19 protein-coding genes are annotated in these 20,399 nt (G+C 62.0%); 9 read left to right on the forward strand and 10 right to left on the reverse strand.

Annotated elements, in window-relative coordinates; all coding sequences use genetic code 11:
* Positions 1-7: 7 nt before the first annotated feature.
* Complete coding sequence (locus R3E82_09780) at positions 8-1,138, reverse strand: zinc-binding dehydrogenase (protein ID MEZ5551166.1); 1,131 nt, start codon at positions 1,136-1,138, stop codon at positions 8-10.
* Positions 1,139-1,346: 208 nt separating this feature from the next.
* Between R3E82_09780 and R3E82_09785 the strand changes: the two genes are divergently transcribed.
* The 4 genes from R3E82_09785 (at position 1,347) to R3E82_09800 (ending at position 5,495) form a co-directional block, all read left to right on the forward strand.
* Positions 1,347-3,587, forward strand: a complete 2,241-nt coding sequence (locus R3E82_09785) for a YdbH domain-containing protein (GenBank protein MEZ5551167.1) — start codon at positions 1,347-1,349, stop codon at positions 3,585-3,587.
* 135 nt (positions 3,588-3,722) lie between these two features.
* Positions 3,723-3,896 (forward strand): YnbE family lipoprotein, encoded by a 174-nt coding sequence (locus tag R3E82_09790; protein MEZ5551168.1) that lies wholly within the window; start codon positions 3,723-3,725, stop codon positions 3,894-3,896.
* Between the two features lie 2 nt (positions 3,897-3,898).
* Entirely contained in the window at positions 3,899-4,225 is a 327-nt protein-coding gene (locus tag R3E82_09795) for a YdbL family protein (GenBank protein MEZ5551169.1), read from the forward strand.
* A gap of 94 nt (positions 4,226-4,319) precedes the next feature.
* Positions 4,320-5,495 carry an acyl-CoA dehydrogenase family protein gene (locus R3E82_09800; GenBank protein MEZ5551170.1) on the forward strand — a complete coding sequence of 392 codons (1,176 nt, stop codon included), beginning with the start codon at positions 4,320-4,322 and terminating at the stop codon, positions 5,493-5,495.
* Between the two features lie 93 nt (positions 5,496-5,588).
* Here R3E82_09800 and R3E82_09805 read toward each other — a convergent pair whose 3' ends face one another.
* The gene (locus R3E82_09805; GenBank protein MEZ5551171.1) at positions 5,589-7,391 is read right to left on the reverse strand and encodes a redoxin family protein; all 1,803 of its coding nucleotides are present in this window, start codon (positions 7,389-7,391) and stop codon (positions 5,589-5,591) included.
* Between the two features lie 180 nt (positions 7,392-7,571).
* Complete coding sequence (locus tag R3E82_09810; GenBank protein ID MEZ5551172.1) at positions 7,572-8,810, reverse strand: CoA transferase; 1,239 nt, start codon at positions 8,808-8,810, stop codon at positions 7,572-7,574.
* Between the two features lie 179 nt (positions 8,811-8,989).
* On the opposite strand from R3E82_09810, the gene R3E82_09815 reads away from it, so the two are divergent.
* Positions 8,990-9,232 (forward strand): hypothetical protein, encoded by a 243-nt coding sequence (locus tag R3E82_09815; GenBank protein MEZ5551173.1) that lies wholly within the window; start codon positions 8,990-8,992, stop codon positions 9,230-9,232.
* A gap of 18 nt (positions 9,233-9,250) precedes the next feature.
* Positions 9,251-9,529: a hypothetical protein gene (locus R3E82_09820; protein MEZ5551174.1), complete on the forward strand. Its 279-nt coding sequence runs from the start codon at positions 9,251-9,253 to the stop codon at positions 9,527-9,529.
* Positions 9,530-9,559: 30 nt separating this feature from the next.
* Here R3E82_09820 and R3E82_09825 read toward each other — a convergent pair whose 3' ends face one another.
* The 4 genes from R3E82_09825 to R3E82_09840 form a co-directional block, all read right to left on the reverse strand.
* On the reverse strand, positions 9,560-10,360 hold the full coding sequence (locus R3E82_09825) for an SDR family oxidoreductase (protein ID MEZ5551175.1): 801 nt from the start codon (positions 10,358-10,360) through the stop codon (positions 9,560-9,562).
* 51 nt (positions 10,361-10,411) lie between these two features.
* Positions 10,412-11,662 carry a flavohemoglobin expression-modulating QEGLA motif protein gene (locus R3E82_09830; GenBank protein ID MEZ5551176.1) on the reverse strand — a complete coding sequence of 417 codons (1,251 nt, stop codon included), beginning with the start codon at positions 11,660-11,662 and terminating at the stop codon, positions 10,412-10,414.
* Positions 11,659-12,849: a thiolase family protein gene (locus R3E82_09835; protein ID MEZ5551177.1), complete on the reverse strand. Its 1,191-nt coding sequence runs from the start codon at positions 12,847-12,849 to the stop codon at positions 11,659-11,661. The genes R3E82_09830 and R3E82_09835 overlap by 4 nt, the downstream gene beginning before the upstream one ends.
* A 144-nt stretch (positions 12,850-12,993) precedes the next feature.
* A complete protein-coding gene (locus R3E82_09840; GenBank protein ID MEZ5551178.1) occupies positions 12,994-13,368 on the reverse strand; it encodes a VOC family protein in 375 nt (124 codons plus the stop codon).
* A 209-nt stretch (positions 13,369-13,577) separates the two neighbouring features.
* Here R3E82_09840 and R3E82_09845 point away from each other — a divergent pair, with 209 nt between their 5' ends.
* Complete coding sequence (locus tag R3E82_09845; protein ID MEZ5551179.1) at positions 13,578-13,826, forward strand: hypothetical protein; 249 nt, start codon at positions 13,578-13,580, stop codon at positions 13,824-13,826.
* A 55-nt stretch (positions 13,827-13,881) separates the two neighbouring features.
* Here the strand turns inward: R3E82_09845 and R3E82_09850 are convergent, their stop codons facing one another.
* A complete protein-coding gene (locus R3E82_09850) occupies positions 13,882-14,244 on the reverse strand; it encodes a hypothetical protein (protein ID MEZ5551180.1) in 363 nt (120 codons plus the stop codon).
* A gap of 122 nt (positions 14,245-14,366) precedes the next feature.
* Here R3E82_09850 and R3E82_09855 point away from each other — a divergent pair, with 122 nt between their 5' ends.
* Positions 14,367-16,532, forward strand: coding sequence for a carboxypeptidase-like regulatory domain-containing protein (locus tag R3E82_09855; GenBank protein ID MEZ5551181.1), 2,166 nt, complete (start codon positions 14,367-14,369; stop codon positions 16,530-16,532).
* Positions 16,533-16,541: 9 nt separating this feature from the next.
* On the opposite strand, the gene arsB is transcribed toward R3E82_09855, so the two are convergent.
* Both arsB and R3E82_09865 read right to left on the reverse strand, forming a co-directional pair.
* Positions 16,542-17,570 carry an ACR3 family arsenite efflux transporter gene (gene arsB / locus R3E82_09860; protein MEZ5551182.1) on the reverse strand — a complete coding sequence of 343 codons (1,029 nt, stop codon included), beginning with the start codon at positions 17,568-17,570 and terminating at the stop codon, positions 16,542-16,544.
* Positions 17,571-17,676: 106 nt separating this feature from the next.
* On the reverse strand, positions 17,677-18,990 hold the full coding sequence (locus R3E82_09865; GenBank protein ID MEZ5551183.1) for an MATE family efflux transporter: 1,314 nt from the start codon (positions 18,988-18,990) through the stop codon (positions 17,677-17,679).
* 151 nt (positions 18,991-19,141) lie between these two features.
* Between R3E82_09865 and R3E82_09870 the strand changes: the two genes are divergently transcribed.
* Entirely contained in the window at positions 19,142-20,023 is an 882-nt protein-coding gene (locus R3E82_09870) for a crotonase/enoyl-CoA hydratase family protein (GenBank protein MEZ5551184.1), read from the forward strand.
* The last annotated feature ends 376 nt before the right edge of the window (positions 20,024-20,399 follow it).

The raw sequence follows: 20,399 nt of genomic DNA on the forward strand, positions 1-20,399 counted from the left end.
TGTTCGATCAGATCCCCTTGTTCGGATTGATCAGATACTTCTCCCCGGTGGCCATTCTGCCGTAGGCGGAAATTTCCTTAAGGCTCAGCGCTTCAGCCAGGGAGATCTCTTTGACATAGTGACTCGCGAAAGTGGTCTTCACTTCATCTGCGACGCGCTGACGCAGGCGGTTGGCCGCCTCCCTGCCGATTTTCTGCAGAAAGGGGGTGAGCAGCCAGCCGCCAAGGCCCCAGGCCATGCCATAGCCCCGGGTCAGTTCCGTCGGGCCGCGATCCAATCCGCCGTAGATATACACCTGTTTGTGCACCGCAGAGCCATACCGGCTGAATTCCTTGGCATTTCTACCTGCGGCGATCTCCATCGCGGTGAGAATCTGACTGGCACCCTTCCCGCCGCCGACCGCATCAAAGCCGATGGTGGCGCCGGTCTCTGTGAAAGCGTCCGCAAGCTGCTCCAGGAAATCCGGCTGACTCGAATCGCAGACGTGGGTCGCACCGATGTCCCGCAACAGGGCTGCCTGCTCAGGCTTGCGGACGATGTTCACCAGCTGCACACCATCCTTCAGGCAGACCTTCTGCAGCATCTGACCGAGGTTCGAAGCAGCAGCCGTGTGGGCAAGAGCGGTGTGCCCTTCACTGCGCATGGTTTCCACCATCCCGAGGGCGGTCAGCGGATTCACAAAACAGGAGGCGCCTTCCGCCGGAGTCGTGCCTTCGTGCAGCACCAGACACTCCACCGCCTTCATGACCCGGAACTGCGCATACATGGCGCCACCGAGCACAGCCACGGTTTTCCCGAGCAGGGCCTGGGCTTCCGGGGAGTCGCCTGCTTCAATGACAACACCTGCGCCCTCATTGCCTACTGGCAACGACTGATCCACCCGGGCTGCCATCGCCCGCATCATCGCCGGCGGGACCTTGGCAGTAATGACCGGGCCCAGCACCGACTTCGAAGCCTTGGCGGTGCTCAGATCCGCTCCGCCCAGCAGCAGCCCGAGATCCGAGGGGTTGATCGGTGTGGCTTCAACCCGTACGACCACCTCCTGACTGCGCGGCGCAGGAACCTCAACCTGGTCCAGCGAAAGCTCCAGGGTGCCATCGGCTTTCAGCAGCGAACGTAATTGCAGTCCTTTCGACATGGTTTTCTCCTTGATATTCATAGACAGATGCAGATAAGCGCGGGTTGGACAAAGGCGGAACGCTACACGAATCCGCTCCAGCCGACACCTCCAGCAGGGCATAAGCATGTGCCGGTTCTGCCACCCTGATCTGCAGGTCTTCGGAGTCGAACATCGAAATCCCCCCGGGATGATGCCTATGATGAGGGACGGCTAGTCTGGAAACCGAGTGAAAAAGTTTATCCTCCCGCTGCTCGTGATTCCCGCCGCTCTGCTGGCGGGCGCCTGGCTCGCTTTTCCTGCCATTGTCAGCGCACTGGAACCGCACCTCGCCCGGGAACTGGCGCTGGATGGACTGCGCATCGTTGCGGAACGACCTGGCTGGCGTGGCCTCAAAGTCCCCGAAGTCGACGCCATGGTGGGTGGAGCGCAGTTCCGCGTGCGGAACGCCGAACTCAGTTACCGCTGGCGGGAACTGCTGCAGGGTCGGCTGCAGTCTCTGGATCTCGAAGCGTTGCAGATTCAGGCTGAGGCGCCCCCCGCAGGTTCCGCTGCGGGTTCATTCAGCATTCCGCGGCTGCCCTTCGCCCTCTCCGCACTGCCGCTGGAGCGCGCCCGGGTCGGCCGCATCGAACTCACCGCCCCGCACCTCGACCTGCAGGGTGAAGGCCGACTGGAGTTCGCCCAGGCGCGGCTGTCTGTCTCCGCTACTGCGCGCACACCGCTGGCTTCCGGTCCACTGCATTTCGAGCTGGTCCTGCAGACACCGGCAGATGGCGATGAAGTCCAGCTCGATCTTGCACTCCTCGAAGCAGGCAGCGACCCCTGGGTGACCGCCCAGGCAATCGAGCGCGCTGGTGTGATAGAGATCACCGCAAGTTACCGGCTGCAGGGGTTCGCGCTGGATCGATTATCGAGCCTTGCCGGATTGCCGCCGGGACAGGGTCGGCTGCAGGGCACAGTCGCCGGCCGGCTCGATCTCGATGGCGCCCGCCAGCCGGACTGGTCCAGCCTGCAGGCACAGGGACCGCTGACACTGACCTGGCACAGCAGGGATCGCAGCCTGCTCATCGACTCGCTCGCAGCCGACGCCCGTTACGGCAATGGCGAACTCGTTGCGCTGCTTGGCGCCGATATCAGCGCGAATCTGCCGGACACACAGTTGCGGCTGCGGGTGCCGGCGGGGCTGCAACTCACTGCGAATCCCAGCCGGGTGGACCTCGCTGCGGGCGCGCAGATCGACGTACGCAGCGGTGATCTGATTCTGCAGGCGCAGTTGCAGCGCTTCGAGCTTCCCCTCGGTGACATCCCCGCTGCCCGACTGCGGGCCGGGATCAACCTGCTGTCACCTCAGGTGGCCGAAGGGATTCTGCAGGCAGACCTGAGCGCACCCGACGGGAACCTGCCATCTCATCGCGGCGATGTTTCCTTCAATGGCACACTCCGACTGGAGGAGGAGCCCCTGCCCCTCGGACTGACCGGCACCTACAGACTGAACAGCAGCACGCTGGCGGCGGAACTGTTACTGACAAGCGGTCCGGTACAGCGGCTGCCTCTTCATCTTGCTTACACGCTGGACGGGGCCGTCACCACAATCCGCAGCGCGCACAGCCTCAGCTGGAGTGAACCGCTGATCGCCACTCTGCTGCCCGCCTGGGCGACGGACTATGATCTGCACCAGGGCAGGATGGATATGAGCCTGGACCTGGTGCTGGATAAAGCGCTGACCGGCTCAGCCAGCTTCCTGATTCATACATCCACCCTCCACTACGCTGACTACGTCGGCAACAACACTTCCGCTGTGCTGAAGGTCGCGCTGACACCGGACGGTGTACGGCTGGGCGAATCTACCCTCGGGATCGGCTCCCTGGATGTGGGCTTCCCGGTGACCGGGATTGAAGCCACGTTCAGCGGGAGTCTGGAACGCCTGCTTGTCGAGCGGTTCCAGGCCCGTCTGCTCGGCGGGCAGGCGCTGGCAGCGCCCTTCGAATACCGGATCGAGAACGCGGCAGCGGACATCAGTCTGACCCTGACCGACCTGGATCTGACCGCCGTGCTCGCACTCGAAGGTGAGGATATCTCCGGAGATGGCCGTCTGGACGGCCAGCTGCCGGTACGCATCCGGGGCGGTGAGGTCAGCGTGACCGGCGGCCGGATCGACGCCCGGGCACCTGGCGGCACCATTCATCTGGCGCCCAGTCTGGCCAATGCCATCGCCCGGCCCGGACTGGATCTGGCCCTGCGCGCCCTCCAGGATTTCCGCTTCACCACCTTGAGCGCAGGTGTGGACTATGCAGAAAGTGGGGATCTGAACCTGAGTCTGCGGCTCGAGGGGCATAATCCGGGTGTGGAAAAGGGTCGGCCCATCCACTACAACCTGAATATCTCGGAAAACATCCCCACCCTGCTCGAATCCCTGCGGCTTTCCGACTCCTTCACGGACTCCATCCAGAATCGGGTCATCCGCTGAATACCTCTGCTTTGCCGCCTTTCACCCGGCGATTGCCCATCCGTCAGGGGCGATGTATGTTTCGGATCCAACTGTGCTGCTGCGGGTCACGAATTCGTGGAAACCAAAACTTCCGGCTATCGGCCTGACCTCAGGATTTGTGCCGCCGTCTGCCTGCTGCTGGCTGCAGCCGCCTGCACTCCCACAGTCAAAGTGGCGACCGATGAGCCGATCACCATCAACCTCAATGTAAACATCAAGCATGAAATCCTGGTGAAGGTCGATCGGGAACTCGACGATCTGTTCAGTAAAGACAGCGAGCTCTTTTAATCATGAAACACATCATCCGAATCTGTCTTCTTCTGACGCTGTTCGGCGGCGGGCTCGCCCTCGCGGCTGACCTGGAGCAGTCCAAACGGGACGGGGTCATCGGCGAACGCGCAGACGGTTATCTCGGCCTCGTGGTGGAAAACGCCGCCGCGGACGTCGCCGCGCTGGTCAAAGACATCAATGACAAGCGTCGAGAGGAATACAGGCGAATAGCCGCGGAGAACAATCTGACCATGGAGCAGGTTCAGGCACTCGCAGGCAAGAAGACCATCGAGCGTACCCGCAGTGGCGACTGGATTCTGCTGAACGGTGGCTGGCAGAAAAAGTAGTCTTCGCGCGCGCCACAACGAAACCCCACATCCAATTCAATCGACTCGTAACGAGTCAGCATTCATCCACTGGATCTCAATCACAGGAAACGAAATGAGTCTGGAAGCTTTTCGAACCGAAACCCGGGCCTGGCTGGCCGACAACTGTCCACAGAGCATGCGCGGGCGTACCGTGCACTTCGAAGATGCCTTCGAGATCTATGACACTCCCGATGCCAGGCTCTGGCTGAATCGGGCAGCCGAGCGCGGCTGGACAGCACCCACCTGGCCGACTCAGTACGGCGGCGGCGGACTGAACAGGGAAGAAGCCCGGATACTGACGCAGGAAATGGCCGCAATACGCGCTCTGCCACCGGCGGTAGGCATGGGGCTCGCAATGATCGGCCCCACCCTGCTCGAATTCGGCACAGAAGAACAGAAGCAGCGCCACCTGCCGCGCATCACCAGCGGCGAAGTGCGCTGGTGTCAGGGCTATTCCGAGCCTGGCTCGGGCTCGGATCTGGCCAGCCTGCGAACCCGCGCAGTGCTCGATGGTGACCATTTTGTGATCAACGGTCAGAAGATCTGGACCTCGGGGGCGGATCATGCCGACTGGATGTTCTGCCTGGTGCGCACCGACCCGGATGCGCCGAAACACGAAGGTATCAGCTTCGTGCTGCTGGAAATGAAGCAGCCCGGTGTGACAATCAAACCGATCAGACTCATTTCCGGCTCGTCGCCCTTCTGCGAGACTTTCTTCGACAATGCTATCGCCCAGAAAGCCGACCTGATCGGCGAACTCAACAAAGGCTGGACGGTAGCCAAACGCCTGCTGCAATACGAGCGTTCCGGGCCGGGGGACTCGGGTGATGGCAAAGCCAGGCCCCAGATCAATCCGCTGGCCCAGCTGGCGCTGGACTATGCAGGCGTCGAGGACGGCCGCATCAGCGATCCGGTTGCCCGGGACGAGGTGCTCAGACACCTGATGCAGGAACAATCATTGCAGCTCACCGCAAGGCGGGTCGGTGAAGAGCATCGTTCCGGCGGTGCGCCTGGACCTGCTACATCGATTTTCAAGTATGTGGGCTCGAGCCTTGCCCGCGCCGGTTCTGAGCTCAAATCCAGGTTGCGTGGTACACAGGGGCTCGGCTGGGAAGGTGCAGGTTTCAGCGATGCGGAACTCGAAGCAACCCGGGGCTGGCTGCGGGATCGCGCGGTGACCATCTACGGCGGCACCAACGAAGTGCAGCTCAACATCATCGCCAAGCGGGTGCTGGGTCTGCCGGACTGAATTTCCGACCCAACTTAAGAATTGCAGAATTCAGAAACAGATCGGGCCGGCGTCGCGCCAGCCCGATCGGCAGTGGCTGCAGTCAGCCGGATATCAGTCGGTGCTGGCGACCGTCGGCTTCCTGCGGGCTTCGTATTCGGCGACCTCTTCATCGCTTAAGAAGCGCATCAGGACAGCACCGAACAGCATCTCTTCCCAGGACTGCTCACCCCAGGTGACCTCCACATTCGGATCCGGGTTGGCCGGATTCTGAGCCGAGTTGTCCCACCAGGTGGTGTGCACCAGCCTGGTGCCGGCAGGCAGATACTTGGGCTCAGCGAGCTCATAGGTGGTCTGCCAGTTGAAGTCGTAATTCGGCACCTTCAGCAGCACCTCTTCCGTGCCGTCGGGATACACCACACTGAATTCCGAAGCCTTACCGCGGAAGTGCGCGTGGGGCAGCAGGTTGTAGACGAGCGACGCCTTCGGCAGCACCCGCTCGGCCATTTCCTTGTGGTTCTTACTGTGTGCCGGAATACGGATCTTGCCGTTGAGCAGAATCATCGAGAACACTTCGTCCTTCGGTGGCTCGTCATAAACCCAGATGCCGAGCTTCGATTCGTCCACCGCCGCTTTGCCGTTGGTGGTGTAGTGCATCTGGAATTCGATGGTGGAATCCGCCGGCAGGAAGACGCCGGTGTTTTCCGGGAACGACTGGGCGACCATGCCGGGTACGTAACCGCGCAGCCCACCCTGGCCTTCCCGCTTCAGCCGGCCCTTGCGGGGGCCTTCCGTTTCCATCTGGCCGAAAGAGGTGATCACGTGGTGCAGCACGCCGCGATCGCCCGGCAGTATTTCTGCAGCCTTGACCCAGACATCCTTGCCGATGGTGTTTTTCACGAAGTGGTACTGATAGTCCACCACGCCGGTGGCCGGGACCTCTGCCGCGGGAATGTCGATCACATAATCAGGATCGCCGAGTTCCGGCTCCTGGGACGCCCAGGTCGGCCAGTCGTGGTCGATTTCGGCCAGGGGATCAGGACCTTCACCGCGCGGCGCGCCCGCCTCTATCCAGTGCACCAGGGTCTGGGTCTGTTCGGGTGTGAGCGACCGGTCGTTGCTGAAATGGCCGACCGCCGGATCCGCATGCCAGGGCGGCATCCGCCTGGTCCGCACCACTTCCCGGATCATCAGAGAAAAACCGCGCACCATGTTGTAGTCCGTCATCGCCCAGGGGCCGATTCCACCCGTCCGGTGGCAGGCCACACAGTTGTCTTCGAGCATGGGCGCGATGTCGTTGGCATATGAGATCGATGCATGCTGAGCGCGCTTCTGCTGCTCAGGAAAGTTGATCAGGCAACCTAAGGGGTCAGTGCTGGCGAGCTGAACTTTGTTGCCGGCCAGCATGTCGTCGATCGCGTCTTCGAGATAATTCTCGGTCGCCGCCTGCTTCTGGTTCTCGTAGGTCAGGCGATCATCGAGGGCACCCGTGTAGGTGACCGACCAGGTCTTCGGATCCAGTACAAACACTTCGCCCGTGCGCACCAGACCCAGAGATTCACCGATGATCTGGGTGTCGTCGATGAGGATCGGCACATCAATACCGAATTCTTTTGCCTCTGCCTCGATGGTCGCCCGGTTGTCCTGCAGGTTCGAGTTGATCATGAAGAACCGAACGCCTTTCGCGGCGTACTCGTCACGCAGTTCCTTGAAGCGCGGCAGGGCGTTGCGCACGATCGGGCAGCCATTGCCCTGGACCATGAACACCACCGCCGTGGCATCGTTGTAGTAGTAGAGCTGATGTGAATCGCCGTTCTGATCGAGCAGCCGGAAGTTTTCGACCCGCTCCGAGGTTTTCAATCCGTGGGCGCTGACGGCAAACAGAACGGTCAACAGAAATGAAGTGAATCGGATCATGCAGATCGCTCCCCGGTGAAAAGTCAACCGTGGATAGTACCGCAACACAGATCTGGATAAAACCGGCCGCCCATACAGCCGAATCCCCGCGGCATCCGGGGCATCTGGAAGAGGCCCACCAGCGCCAGTTTTCTGATACCTCCCAGGTCGCGCCCTGAAGGTTGCGCCCTGAAGGTCGGATCAGCGCTTCTGAGCCGCGCCGCCTATCACACCGTCCGCCACCAGACGGTCCAATTCGCAGGCGTCGTAGCCCGCCGCATGGAGAATTTCGACCGTGTGTTCGCCAAGCTCCGGGGCCGGCCCTCTTGGTCCGACATCCGCTCCCCGAAAACGCATCGGGATCCGCACCGTGCGGTAGCGACCCAGATCCGGGTGTTCGATTTCCGGGAACATGCCGATGGCCTCTGCCTGGGCATCCCTGGAGACCTCATCGAGGGTCAGCACCGGTCCCCACACGAGCCCCGCCTTATCGAATATTTCACCCCATTGGTCCCGACTCCGGCTGCCCAGGATGTCGTCTATGGCAGTCACCAGTTCCGCCATGTGGCGGTAGCGGCTGCTGCCGTCGAGGAATCGCTCGTCTTTCAACCACTCGGGGCGATCCAGAGCTTCGCAGAGCTTTGCGAAGCTGTCGCCACCGAGGGTGTTGAGCACGATCCACTTGCCATCTCCACAGGGATAGCGATTGGCGGCAGGGGTCAGCATCTCGTGGCGCGCGCGGCGCCGGACCGGAGCGCGATCCACTGCGGTTACACCGAAGTCGCTGGCCTGGGTCCAGATAGCCGACTCGTAGAGGGACGTTTCCACCACCTGGCCCTCACCTGTTTTCTCTGCCAGCCGCAGTGCTGCCAGAATGCCCCCGAGTAACGCCAGCCCGGCGGTGTGATCGCCCTGTGCGGGGCGTGCCATGGGTACTTCTCCCGCATCACCGTCGCGCATTGCGTCGTACAGACCGGAGCGGCCGAAAAAGGCAGTGACATCGTAGCCGGGGCGCAGCGCATCGGGACCATTGGTCCCGTAACCGGTGAGGGTCGCATGTACGATGGTCGGGTTGACCTTCATCAGAGCCTCCGGATCGAGCCCGAAGCGCTGCTGTCGGTGGGGCAGCAGGTTGCACAGAAACACCTGGGCATCTGCAACAAGGCGATGCACGATCCGCGCACCTTCTTCGGTATCAAGGGCGATACTGATCGATTGTTTGCCGCGATTGTCCACATCGAAGCCGAAATCGTAGCCTTTCAGCCGGCTCTGTTTGCCTGTGACCTTGGCGGGGCGACCAATTCCACGCATCGGATCGCCGCCGAGCGGTTCGATCTTGATCACCCGTGCCCCCAGGTCGGCGAGAATCGCGCCGGTGCTCGGTGCGGCCATGTAATTGTCGATTTCAACGACGGTAATGTCCTGCAGGGGTGCTGCCATAGCATTCCTCCCGATATTTTTCTGCACGCGGACGCTTTTTTCCGCGTACAGATGTTTTTTCCGCGCGCCCGGCTTCCCCACCGGATCGCTGAGGATAGACTAAATGCCATCCACCCGGGAGCCTCAGATGCGACGCCCGGGTCCCGCCAGCTGTCGGCATCGCTTTCAGGGAGCACACTATGAGCAGAATTCCAGATATTCAGCCCGAACAGGCCGGCGGCTACATCGCCCGGGTACTGGCCGCCCAGACCGAAACCTGGGGCGCTCCGCTGAAGAATCATCTGCTGTACGCCCATCGACCCGATCTGTTCAAGGCGGTCCGCGGCATGTGGAACGCTATCGATAAGGACGGGCTGATCGGCACCGCCCTGCTGGCCCTCGTCAATCGGCGTGTGGCGAGCATCAATGGTTGCGCCTTCTGACAGGACATCAACGCTGCCGTGAGCAGCGCAGCAGGGGTGAGTACCGAAAAAATCCTCGCGCTCGACTACCATGCGCAGTCCGATCTGTTCGACACCCGGGAAAAGGTCGCACTGCGCTATGCCGACGCAATTACCTATTCCGATCAGGACGTGGATGACGCGCTGTTTGCCGAACTGAGTGAACACTTCGACGTTGCGGCGATCGTGGAACTGACTGCAGCCATCGCCTGGGAGAATGCATCGAGCAAATTCAACCGCGCTTTGCGGGTGGAATCCCAGGGTCTCTGGAAGCCCTGAGATTCAGACACCATCCCCGGCATGCGCGGATCAGGAGATCGCGGAACCGCCATCGCAGGTGATCACTTCACCGACAGTGAACGCACCCGCGCGGGAACTGAGAAAAAGCGCAAGACCCGCGATGTCTTCCGGCGTACCAACCCGTCCGCGCGGATTACCGCGACCCACAGCATCCCAGTCCGTGTTCTCCACATCACCGCGTCCGCCCACACCCGTACTGAGCATCCAGGTCGGGAACGGCCCGGGCGCAATGGCGTTGACGATCACGTTGCGCTTGACCAGATGGGCGGCCAGCACCCGGGTGAGGTGATGCACGGCCGCTTTTGAGGGTCCGTAGGAAAAATTCTCGAAGATCGGGGTCACAATCCCGTCGATCGAACCGATATTGATCACCCGTGACGGATCTTCCCGGGTTGCGCCCTTCTCGAGCAACGGCAGCAGCCGCTGGGTGAGGAAGAAGACACCTTTCACATTGGTGTCCATCACCTTGTCCCAGCCGAGCTCGGGGAATTCGCCCAGCGGCGCACCCCAGGACACACCGGCGTTGTTGACCAGGATATCGAGGCGTTCTTCGCGCTTCCCGATCTCAGCTGAAAGCGCCTCAATACCCGTCATCTCAGCCAGGTTCGCGGGCAGCGACACACACTCACCTCCGAAATCCGCCATGAGTCGCGCGGCGGTGGCAGCACATGCGTCCGCCTTGCGCGAAGAGATGTAGACCTTCGCACCATTGGCGAGGTAGCCCGCAGCAATCATTTCGCCGATGCCACGGGAACCACCGGTCACCAGCACAACCTTGCCCTTTACAGAAAAGAGACTGTTTAAATTCATGTTCACCTTCGCTGCCATTAATCGATCCATCCGTTTCAGTCTGGTAAAAGTTCAGATATTGAAAGCATCAGAATGCACATCCGCAACCGCGATGTGATTCGCAAACACGGAAAACGCCAGATAGGCAGTGAGGCCGTTGGTGCGTGTCATCCAGGGCGGCAGATAACGGGGCGCTGCCAGGATGCCGTCCGCAAAGGCGGGGCCCAGGCGGAACACATCCTTGAGCATCATCCTGCCGGCAAACAGCAGCCTGCAGGTTTCCAGCTGCTGATTCTCCAGTGCCCAGCGGAAAAAAGTGTGCACCTCGAGCATGCCTGTCAGATACACCACATCCTTCGTAAACGCGCTGCCACCGGATGGAGGTACACCCCGGAATACCCGCATGGTGGAGTGAAAGCTTTCGACCTCGGGCTGACCCGCATTCAGAAAGAACTCGAACAGTTCGAGAAAACTGGCACCCGAACGGGCCAGATGAATCGCATTGACCCGCAGCGCTATCCGCTCCATCCGCGCGATGTCGATGGCCCCGGTCACCAGTTCAGCAAAAGTAGCCAGACCCTCCTGTGCCGGAGTGGTGCGCGGAGCGCCGAGTGAGAGGCTGCGCAGATTCGGCTGACGGCGACCGTTGAGGGCCGTGAGACTGTGAATGAACGCCTCGTGCTGGAGCAGCTGCTCGAGATCGTCTTCAGCGAAACCTGTACCGGCCCGCAAACGGATCCGGGTTGCCCCCGCGGCGGCTTTGGAGGCCAGGTGCGGGTCGATCAGCACCTGAATCACATCATCCGTGATCACCGCGCCGATGCGGGCGCGCAGTTGTCGGGCCACCTCTTCGGAGGGCAGCACCGCACTCGGCTCCGAAAGTCTCGAGGCCAGGAAGTACTCCCGCCCCACATCGAGGAAATAGGTGGCTGCTTCGAGATTGGTCTGCTGACTGCCCGGCAGGAGACTGCCCGGTCGCCCGTAGACGGCCACTGAGATATCCCCCGCCGCCGCGGTACCCGCCTGCTCCATGAGCTGACAGATCTGGCCATAGGATGCCGCCGTATCACTCAGGTATTCGCCGAGCGGGTGCGACAGACCGGTACAGGCGACGACGATCCGGTCCAGCTCGCGCCGGGTGTCGGTGAGATCCAGTCGGGCGTATTCGACCACCGGCAGAGATTTCCTGCCGCGCCGCCAGTCACTCAGAAAGGCCTGTTGAATCTCCACCGGCCAGGACAGATGCCGCAGCAGGTGAATGCCGGATACTGCACCTACCAGGGCGTCGTCGAGCGCGCGGAATGTCGGATCCAGTGCCTTCAACAGGCTTCGAAGAGTCCGGCGGCTCCCATGCCCTTGCCGATGCACATGGACACCAGGCCCAGCTTGCCGCCCCGGCGCCGCAGTTCGCGCAGCAGCGCACCGGTGAGGCGGGCACCTGTCATACCGAAGGGATGGCCGATGGCGATAGAACCGCCATTGACGTTGTAGATGTCTTTGTCGATGCCGAGGCGATCACGGCAGTAAAGCACCTGGGATGCGAAGGCTTCGTTCAACTCCACCAGATCGACGTCGTCGAGTGCCAGGCCGAGGCGCTCCAGCAGCCGCGGAATCGCGAACACCGGACCGATACCCATCTCATCCGGCTCGCACCCGGCAACCGCAAAGCCTCTGAAATAGCCGAGCGGTTCGAGACCCAGTTGCTCCGCTCTGCGCTCACTCATCACCAGCGCCATGGAAGCACCGTCGGACAGCTGGGACGCATTGCCGGCCGTCACCGTACCGTCTTCTTCGAAGGCAGGCTTGAGCCGGGCGAGATCGTCGAGTGTGGTGGCGGGTCGATTGCATTCATCGCGGTCCACCGTGCCTTCCACCACGGCGCTTTCCCCGGAATCCCGGTCGATGACTTTGCGCCAGGGCACTGTCATCGGCACGATCTCTTCGCCGATCACGCCCCGGTTCACCGCATCCGCATAGCGCTGCTGGCTCTGCAGTGCATACTGATCCTGCATCTCCCGGGATACCTGGTAGCGCCGCGCCACCACTTCTGCAGTGTTGCCCATGGCCATGAAGATGTCAGGTTTTTCCTTGAGCAGACGGGGGTTTTCGTCAAACTCCGCCGCTTTTCCCCGATCGAGTCCGGTGATGGATTCGACACCGCCGGCAAGGATGACATCCGCACAGCCGCTGGCAATCTGATTGGCCGCAAAGGCGATTGAGTTGAGTCCGGACGAACAGGCCCGGGAAATCGTGGTGGCGGCGACACTGATCGGCAGCCGGGACAGGACCACTGCGTGACGGGCGACATTGGCCGACTGCTCTCCCACCTGCCGGCCACATCCCAGAATCACATCATCGATTTCAGCCGGGTCGAGCTTCGGTGTCCGATCCAGCAGCGCATCCATGCAGTGCGCCACCAGATCATCCGAGCGGGTGAGATTAAAGGTCCCCCGGTGAGCCTTGGCCAGCCCGGTTCGCACAGAGTCCACGATCACGACGCGCTCGGCCATGTTGCTCTCCTCAATTCGGCGGTGCGCCGATCATCGACCGGTGGCGGATGTGAATCAAGCCGCAGGGCTCTGCCGGAGAGGCCGGTGCGCTGAGGGAGAAGCAAGCGCGTTCAGGGAACGCGCTTGCCAGGGCCCGGAACTCGATCAGCCGGTCTTCATGTCATAGAAGCACAGCTTGTTGCCATCGGGATCCCGCACATAGGCACCGTAAAACACCGGCATGCGCTCGCCGGGCTCACCTTCGTCTGTGGCACCCAGCGAGATCGCTTTGGCATAGAGCTTATCCACATTCGGTCGCGAACCGCCGGGGATGGCGACCATGTTGCCGTTACCGGGGTTCTGAGGTTTTTCGTCATAGGGCAGGCAGATGGCCAGCATGGGGCTGCCCGGGGCGGTGCCGTAGAACTTGATGCGATCCATGCCCATGAGCTGTTTGGCACCGAGTTCGGCCAGCAGCGCGTCGTAGAAGGCCGTGGCTTTCGCCATGTCTTTGGTGCCGATGGTGACGTATCCGATCATTTTTCGTGATCTCCGTTGTGGGTGGTTGGAAATTCGGGCCTGAAAGGCTATCCGCTGCGCCTGGTCCTGTCGACCAGCTGGCAGCAGGCGGGCTTTGCGACTTCCCATTCCAGGGTACGGCTGGCATAATTTGCCCCCCAAAAATCTGGTCATCCAACGGACCGATTACGACGGGACAGGTAAATCTAAAGAATCAGGAGTTCTGGCGAATGAACGCTCAGGTGACGGCATCCCCTATCGAAGAGCAGATCCAGCAGATCGAGCGCATACCGGTATTCGGCCCTTATCTCAGCTTCATGGTCGCCGCCCAGCTGAGCTTCGCAGACGCACTCGGCCTGTTGCGGCTCGGTACCGCGCTGCGCACCCGGCAGGCGCCGTTCGATGACCCGGCACAGACGGCGTCCGCGGCGCCGGCCTCGGAAGCTCAGGTGGTGGACGCGTTACGCGAAGCTGCCTGACACAGAAACTTTCGCAAGCGACGGTTTCACAGACCGCGGTTCACACAGACCTGCCTCATTCCGGCGGCCAGGGGAAGTCCTCCGGCACGTTGAGCTGGTCCTTCACAAAGCCATTCCAGGCCGCAACCGCGTCGTTGGCAGCCTCGTTGTGGCTTCTCGATGCCTGGCGGTTCACTTCCGCGAATTCATTGATACAGGCCCGGAAGCCATCCACGGCACGCAGATAGCTCTCCCAGCGCGCATCATTCTGGTCATCCGGCGGTCGCTGGGGTGCCACACACCCGTGTACGGGTCGCGGCTCATGACCCAGGGTGAAACCGCTCAACGTCAATGCCAGGATCAGACAGAGCCCCCGACCCCGCGGTTTTCCATGGGATGGGCGCACCGCAGGGGACAGCGTTCCGGCGACTGTCTTCATTGGCTCCTCCTCCAGGTCAGCCGGCCACCGACCCATCGGGCGCAGCCAGGGCAGGTGTCCGGTTCCGGGCTTCATGCAACAATCCGGACCGTCACTATGCAGCAACAGCCGGGATGGAAATCGTGATCAGAACACAGATTTTGCGGCGGATCGGCCTTCTCCCAGCCTGCCTGGCACTGGCGGTAACTGCCGGCTGTGGTCTGGATCCCGAACCGGCACAGCTGGCGGACAGCGCCCGGGTCCCCCGGACAGCCCAGGCTGCAGACGTCCCCGACGCAACCGGCATCATCGAGGGTCAGGTGTCCGGACCTGGCGGACCCGAGGCCGGTGTCTGGGTCATCGCTGAAACCGACGACTTCGATACCCGCTTTATCCGCATCGTGGTCACCGCGGACGATGGACGCTTCCTGATTCCGGCTCTGCCTGAGGCCGGCTACCGGCTGTGGGTGCGGGGTTATGGATTAACCGACTCCACGCCTGTCGACACCCGGGTCGGTCAGACCCATCAGTTGACCGTGACCGCTGCGACCAGCCCGGCACAGGCCGCACGCGTTTACCCGGCCGCGTACTGGTACGCGATGATGAGCCTGCCCGGTCACGCGGAAGTCGCCGATCTCCCGGGCGGGCTCGAGTACTACCTGACCTGGATGAAAAATATGGGTTGTGTGGGCTGCCATCAGATGGGCAATGCGGCGACCCGCACCCTGCCACCCGCCTTCGCCGACATGTCCGACAGCGAAGCCGCCTGGACCCGGAGAATTTCAGCGGGCCAGGCTGGCAATAACATGCTCCGGCTGGCGGCGGGCACCCTCAACGGACTGCCCATCCGCTATCTGGCGGACTGGACAGACCGCATCGCAGCCGGTGAGGTCCCCGCCGAGGCGCCGCCTCGACCCCGCGGTCTCGAGCGCAATCTGGTCGTCACCGTGCGGGACTGGTCCGAGCCGAGCCACTACATGCACGATCTCTCCGGAACCGATCGTCGTCAGCCGACCGTCAATGGCTATGGACGTCTCTATGGCGCGCCGGAGCTCAGCACCGACGCCATGCCCATCCTCGATCCGGTTGCCAACCGCGCCACCAGTTTTCACCTGCCGGTGAGGGATCCGGATACACCCACCACCCGGGACGATCCGGTAGTCGGCCACTCCGCGTACTGGGGTGCGGAACCCATCTGGGACAGCCGGGCCAATGTGCACAATCCCATGCTCGACCAGGATGGCCGCGTGTGGCTCACCGCCCGTATCCGCGGAGCGCAGGCGCCGGACTTCTGTCGGGCGGGATCGGATCATCCCGCCGCCCGTCACTTCCCGACCGAGCGTAACGGTCGTCAGCTCGCCGTCTATGATCCGTCCAACGGCGACTATCAGTTCATCGATACCTGTTTCGGCACCCATCACCTGCAGTTCGCCGAGGATGAGAACAACACCCTCTGGACCAGCGGTGATCGCAGTGTGGTGGGCTGGCTCGACACCCGGAAATTCCTCGCCACCGGTGACGCCGCCGCTGCCCAGACCTGGGCACCCGTGGTGCTCGATACCAACGGCAACGGGCGGGTCGATGCCTGGACCGAACCGGGTGAGCCCATGGACCCGACCCGGGACATGCGCGTGGACAAGGGCTTCTATGCGGTGATGCCAAACCCGGTCGATGGCTCGGTCTGGGGCTCCAACGCTTTCGGCTACCCCGGTTCGATCGTGCGCATGGTGCCCGGCGATGACCCGCCTCGCACTACACTTTCTGAGCTCTATGAGGTGCCATTACCTGGCTTCGGAGTCCGTGGCGCCGACATCGATCGCAATGGCGTCGTGTGGGTATCGCTGGGCAGCGGACATCTTGGCGCCTTCGATCGCACCGCCTGCAAAGGACCGCTCAACGGTCCAACCGCAACCGGCGCCCATTGTCCGGAAGGCTGGCGCTTCTACAATCTGCCCGGACCCGGCTTCAAAGACCTCCCCGAGTACAGCGTGGAGTCCAGTTATTACACCTGGGTTGACCAGCACAACACCCTTGGCCTCGGCGCCGACGTACCGATCGCGACAGGGAATCTGATCGATGGCGTGCACGCGCTTGTGAAGGGCGAGTTTGTCACCCTGCGCGTGCCCTACCCGCTGGGTTTCTATGCCAAAGGCTTCGAAGGACGGATCGATGATCCGGATGCCGGCTGGAAGGGCCGAGGACTCTGGGTACCGAGCGGTGATCGCACTCCCTGGTTGAAGGAAGGCGGTAAAGGTTCGCGACCGCTGGTGGTGCACATGCAGATGCGGCCGGATCCGCTGGCTCGCTGATCGACAGATTCAGGTCGGGTTGTCATCAAACCAGTAGCCGGTCCGGTTCACGACCGCAACCAGGGAGAGCATCACCGGAACCTCGACCAGCACGCCCACGACAGTAGCCAGTGCGGCACCCGAATTCAGTCCGAAAAGCGATATCGCAACGGCGACGGCCAGCTCAAAGAAATTGGAAGTGCCGATCAGGCAGGCGGGTGCCGCGATGTTGTGCGGCAGCCTCATCGCCCGTGCCGCGCCATAAGCGATGGCAAAGATACCGTAGGTCTGGAGCAGCAGCGGAATCGCGATGAGCAGGATCGTCTGCGGCTGAGAGATGATCTTCCCGGCCTGAAATCCAAACAGCAGCACCACGGTCGCGAGCAGACCCACGATCGACCAGGGTTTCAGCCGCTGTACCAGCACCTCGACCCGACCCGATTCGTGGTCGGTTTCCAGACGGTTGCGGGTAAAGGCCCCGGCGAGCAGGGGGAGGACCACGTAGAGAACCACCGAGAGCAGCAGCGTCTCCCAGGGGACGGCGATATCGCTCACGCCTAAGAGCAGTGCCGCGAGGGGTGCGAACGCAAACACCATGATGATGTCGTTGACGGATACCTGGACGAGTGTGTAGTTCGGGTCACCCCTGGTGAGCTGGCTCCAGACGAAAACCATCGCGGTGCAGGGCGCCACGCCCAGCAGGATCATCCCGGCGATATACTCTGTCGCCGACTGGGGATCGACCCACTCCGCGAAGATCACCTTGAAAAACAGCCAGCCCAGCGCCGCCATGGTGAAGGGTTTGATCAGCCAGTTGACGACCAGAGTGAGCACCAGGCCTTTCGGTTTTTTCCCCACGTCCCGAATCGCGGAGAAGTCGATCTGCACCATCATCGGATAGATCATGATCCAGATCAGCACTGCCACCGGGAGGTTGACGTGTGCGTATTCCAGCCCTGCGATGACCTGAAATGCACCCGGCATCAGATTGCCGAGCAGTACTCCGCAGGCAATGCACAGACCGACCCATACCGACAGATAACGCTCAAAAAGACCCACGCTCAGGCTTCTCCGATCAGGACCCGGCGCAGACTATCAGCCTGGCCGCCGGGAGCAATGAAAGATTTCCCGGTGCCAGCTGCCGCCTCAGCCCTCGGCATTCGCGTCAGGTAGAGGAAGCGTGCGGACGCATCGCTGTGATCACAAAGCGGTTCCATCGCCATGCGAGTACTCCGAACAGAACATTGACCACGGCGGTGGCGGCAAATACACCCACCGCCCCGTAGTAGCGGGCTGCCAGGAGAGCCAGCGGGATATAAACCAGCAGCAGTCGGAACAGCGACAGCAGCAGCGGCGGCAGCGGTTTACTCAAGGCGTTGAATGACGCATTGGCGACGTTGAGCATTCCGAAGAAACCGATGCTGATCGGCACAACATAGAGGTAGGCGAGCGCCGTGCTGAGGATCTCCGGATCCTCACTGATCAGTCCCACGAAGAAACTGCCCCCCAGCCACATGATTGTGGCCGCAATCACCCCCCAGATCAGACAGTATCGATACCCCAGGCGCAGCGCTTCATCGACCCGGTCGTAGAGGCCGGCACCCCAGTTCTGGCCGACCAGCGGCGCCGCACTCGCCGAGATACCGATGACCACCATGGTCACCACCGCATCGATACGGGAGGCAACCCCGAACCCGGCAACGACCGAAGCACCGAGGCCGGCGAGGATCCGGGTGGTGATCGCCGCCGACAGTGGCTGAATCAGATTGGTCGCGCTGGCCGGAATCCCCACATGGAGGATGTCGCGCGTTGACTGCAGCAGACCGGTTAACTGCCAGCGCAACATCCGTTCCTTAAGCAGAAACCACCAGAGGGTCATCAGCAGCGAACCACTGCGGGCGATGACGAAGGCCCAGGCCGCCCCTTCAATTCCCAGTGCTGGGATCCCCCACCAGCCGAAAATCAGCGGTGGTGCCACCAGCACCTGGAGCAGGGAACCCGCCGTCATCACATAGCCCGGGAACGCCGGATCCCCGATGGAGCGCATCAGTCCCGCCCCGACCATGGACAGGCCGAAGCCCGGAAATCCAATCACCCAGATCACCATGTAGGCCACGGCAAGTTCCAGGATGTGGCCCCGGGCACCGAGCAGTGCGAACAGATTGCCGCCCTGCCACATCAGCAGGGTGGAGCAGAACAGGGTGAAGGCCAGGGTCAGCAGCAGTCCGTGAGAAGTGAGCCGCGCTGCGCGATCCCGGTCCCCGCTGCCCATCACCCGTGCCAGCACCGCGCCGGTTCCGATACCGATGCCCCGGGTCATCGCATTGAAGGCCATGACCAGGGGAAAGGTGAAGGCAACGGCGGCCAGCTCATCCCCACCCACCATGCCCAGATAAAAAGCCTCCACCAGCTGGGCCAGCGTCATGGCGAGAAAGCCCATCACCATGAATCCCGACAGACGCAGTACGTGGGCGGACATCGACCCTTCAGTGAATCCGGGGCCGGCTTTGGGGGCAGGTCGAGCCACTGCAGGTCTCGTGGGAGGATACGGCAGTGTAATCTCGTCGCTCAGATTGAGATACAAATCGCACCGGGCGTTGCACCAGATCGACACGACAGGAGCCGGCACCATGACCGATTCGAAATCCCACGACAGCCAACCCGAGACCCTCTACGAAGAACGGGACGGCATCGCCATCATCGCCATCAATCGTCCGCACAAGAAAAACACCCTCACCAATTCGGTGATCCAGGGCATCGCCGATGGCATCGATCGGGCCAGCCGGTCACCCGAGGTAGCCGCCATCGTGTTGCGCGGGGTCGGGGACACGCTCACTGCGGGCTACGATCTCACCGCCAATCGGCGCGACTGGGATACGCCCTATGGCGCACCGCCCATCGATCATCGACCCGGCGCCTGGGACCCGGTGCGCGACGCACAGTTCATGGGCAACAACGTGCGCCGCTTCATGAGTATCTGGGAGTGTCCGAAGCCCGTGCTTGGTGAAATCAGAGGCTGGGCGATCGGCGGTGCAACAGATCTGATTCTGTGCTGCGATCTCCTGTACATGGCGAGCGACGCCCACATAGGGTATGCGCCCAGCAGAGTCTATGGCACACCCACCACCATGTTGTGGGTCTACCGGCTGGGTCTCGAACACGCGAAACAGTTTCTGCTCACCGGTCGCGCCATCAATGCCGAGACCGCCTATCGGATCGGCCTGGTCTCGCAGGTGGCTGAACCGCAGGACCTGGCGGAACTGATTGAAAACGAAGCCCGCCTGTTCCGTAACATCCCCGCGAACCAGCTCGCGCTGAACAAACTGCTCATCAATCAGGCCTTCGAGAATATGGGATTGCGCACCACCCAGCTGCTGGGCACCTTCTTCGACGGCATGACACGCCATACCGAAGAGGCCTACCGCTGGGCCGAGTCCTTCAAGGAAAAAGGCTTCCGGGAGGTGATCAGGGAGCGGGATGCGCCCTGGCAGGATTATGGGGAGAAGCCTTGACTGCTTGTCTGAGAGATCCTGATCGGGACTGGAGATCCAACTGCTGAGAGGGAGGAGTTGGGAAGAGTGGTGATCCAGTTGCGGTGGTGGGCGGGGGTATGGCGGACCTCGCTCCGGCGCTCCGCGCTGCCCGCCTCAGCCGACCAGCCCCGAGGCGGGTCTGTTCGGCATCGTTGGCGTCGCTACACGGTCCGCCATACCCCCGCCCACCCCCGCATCCGTAGCGCTCTTCCAAGTCCGCATTCGAATGTGTATTTTTTACTTCTATCGGTCTGCTGCCAGTCGGTAATCGGTGAGCTAGAAACACTCAGCATCCGCGCGCTCATGCGATGGAAGACACCGGTAGAAAGGTATGACTTCAGGCTGGGTCGGGAGA

The sequence above is a fragment of the Pseudomonadales bacterium genome (assembly GCA_041395945.1).
Classification (GTDB): Bacteria; Pseudomonadota; Gammaproteobacteria; order Pseudomonadales; family Azotimanducaceae; genus SZUA-309.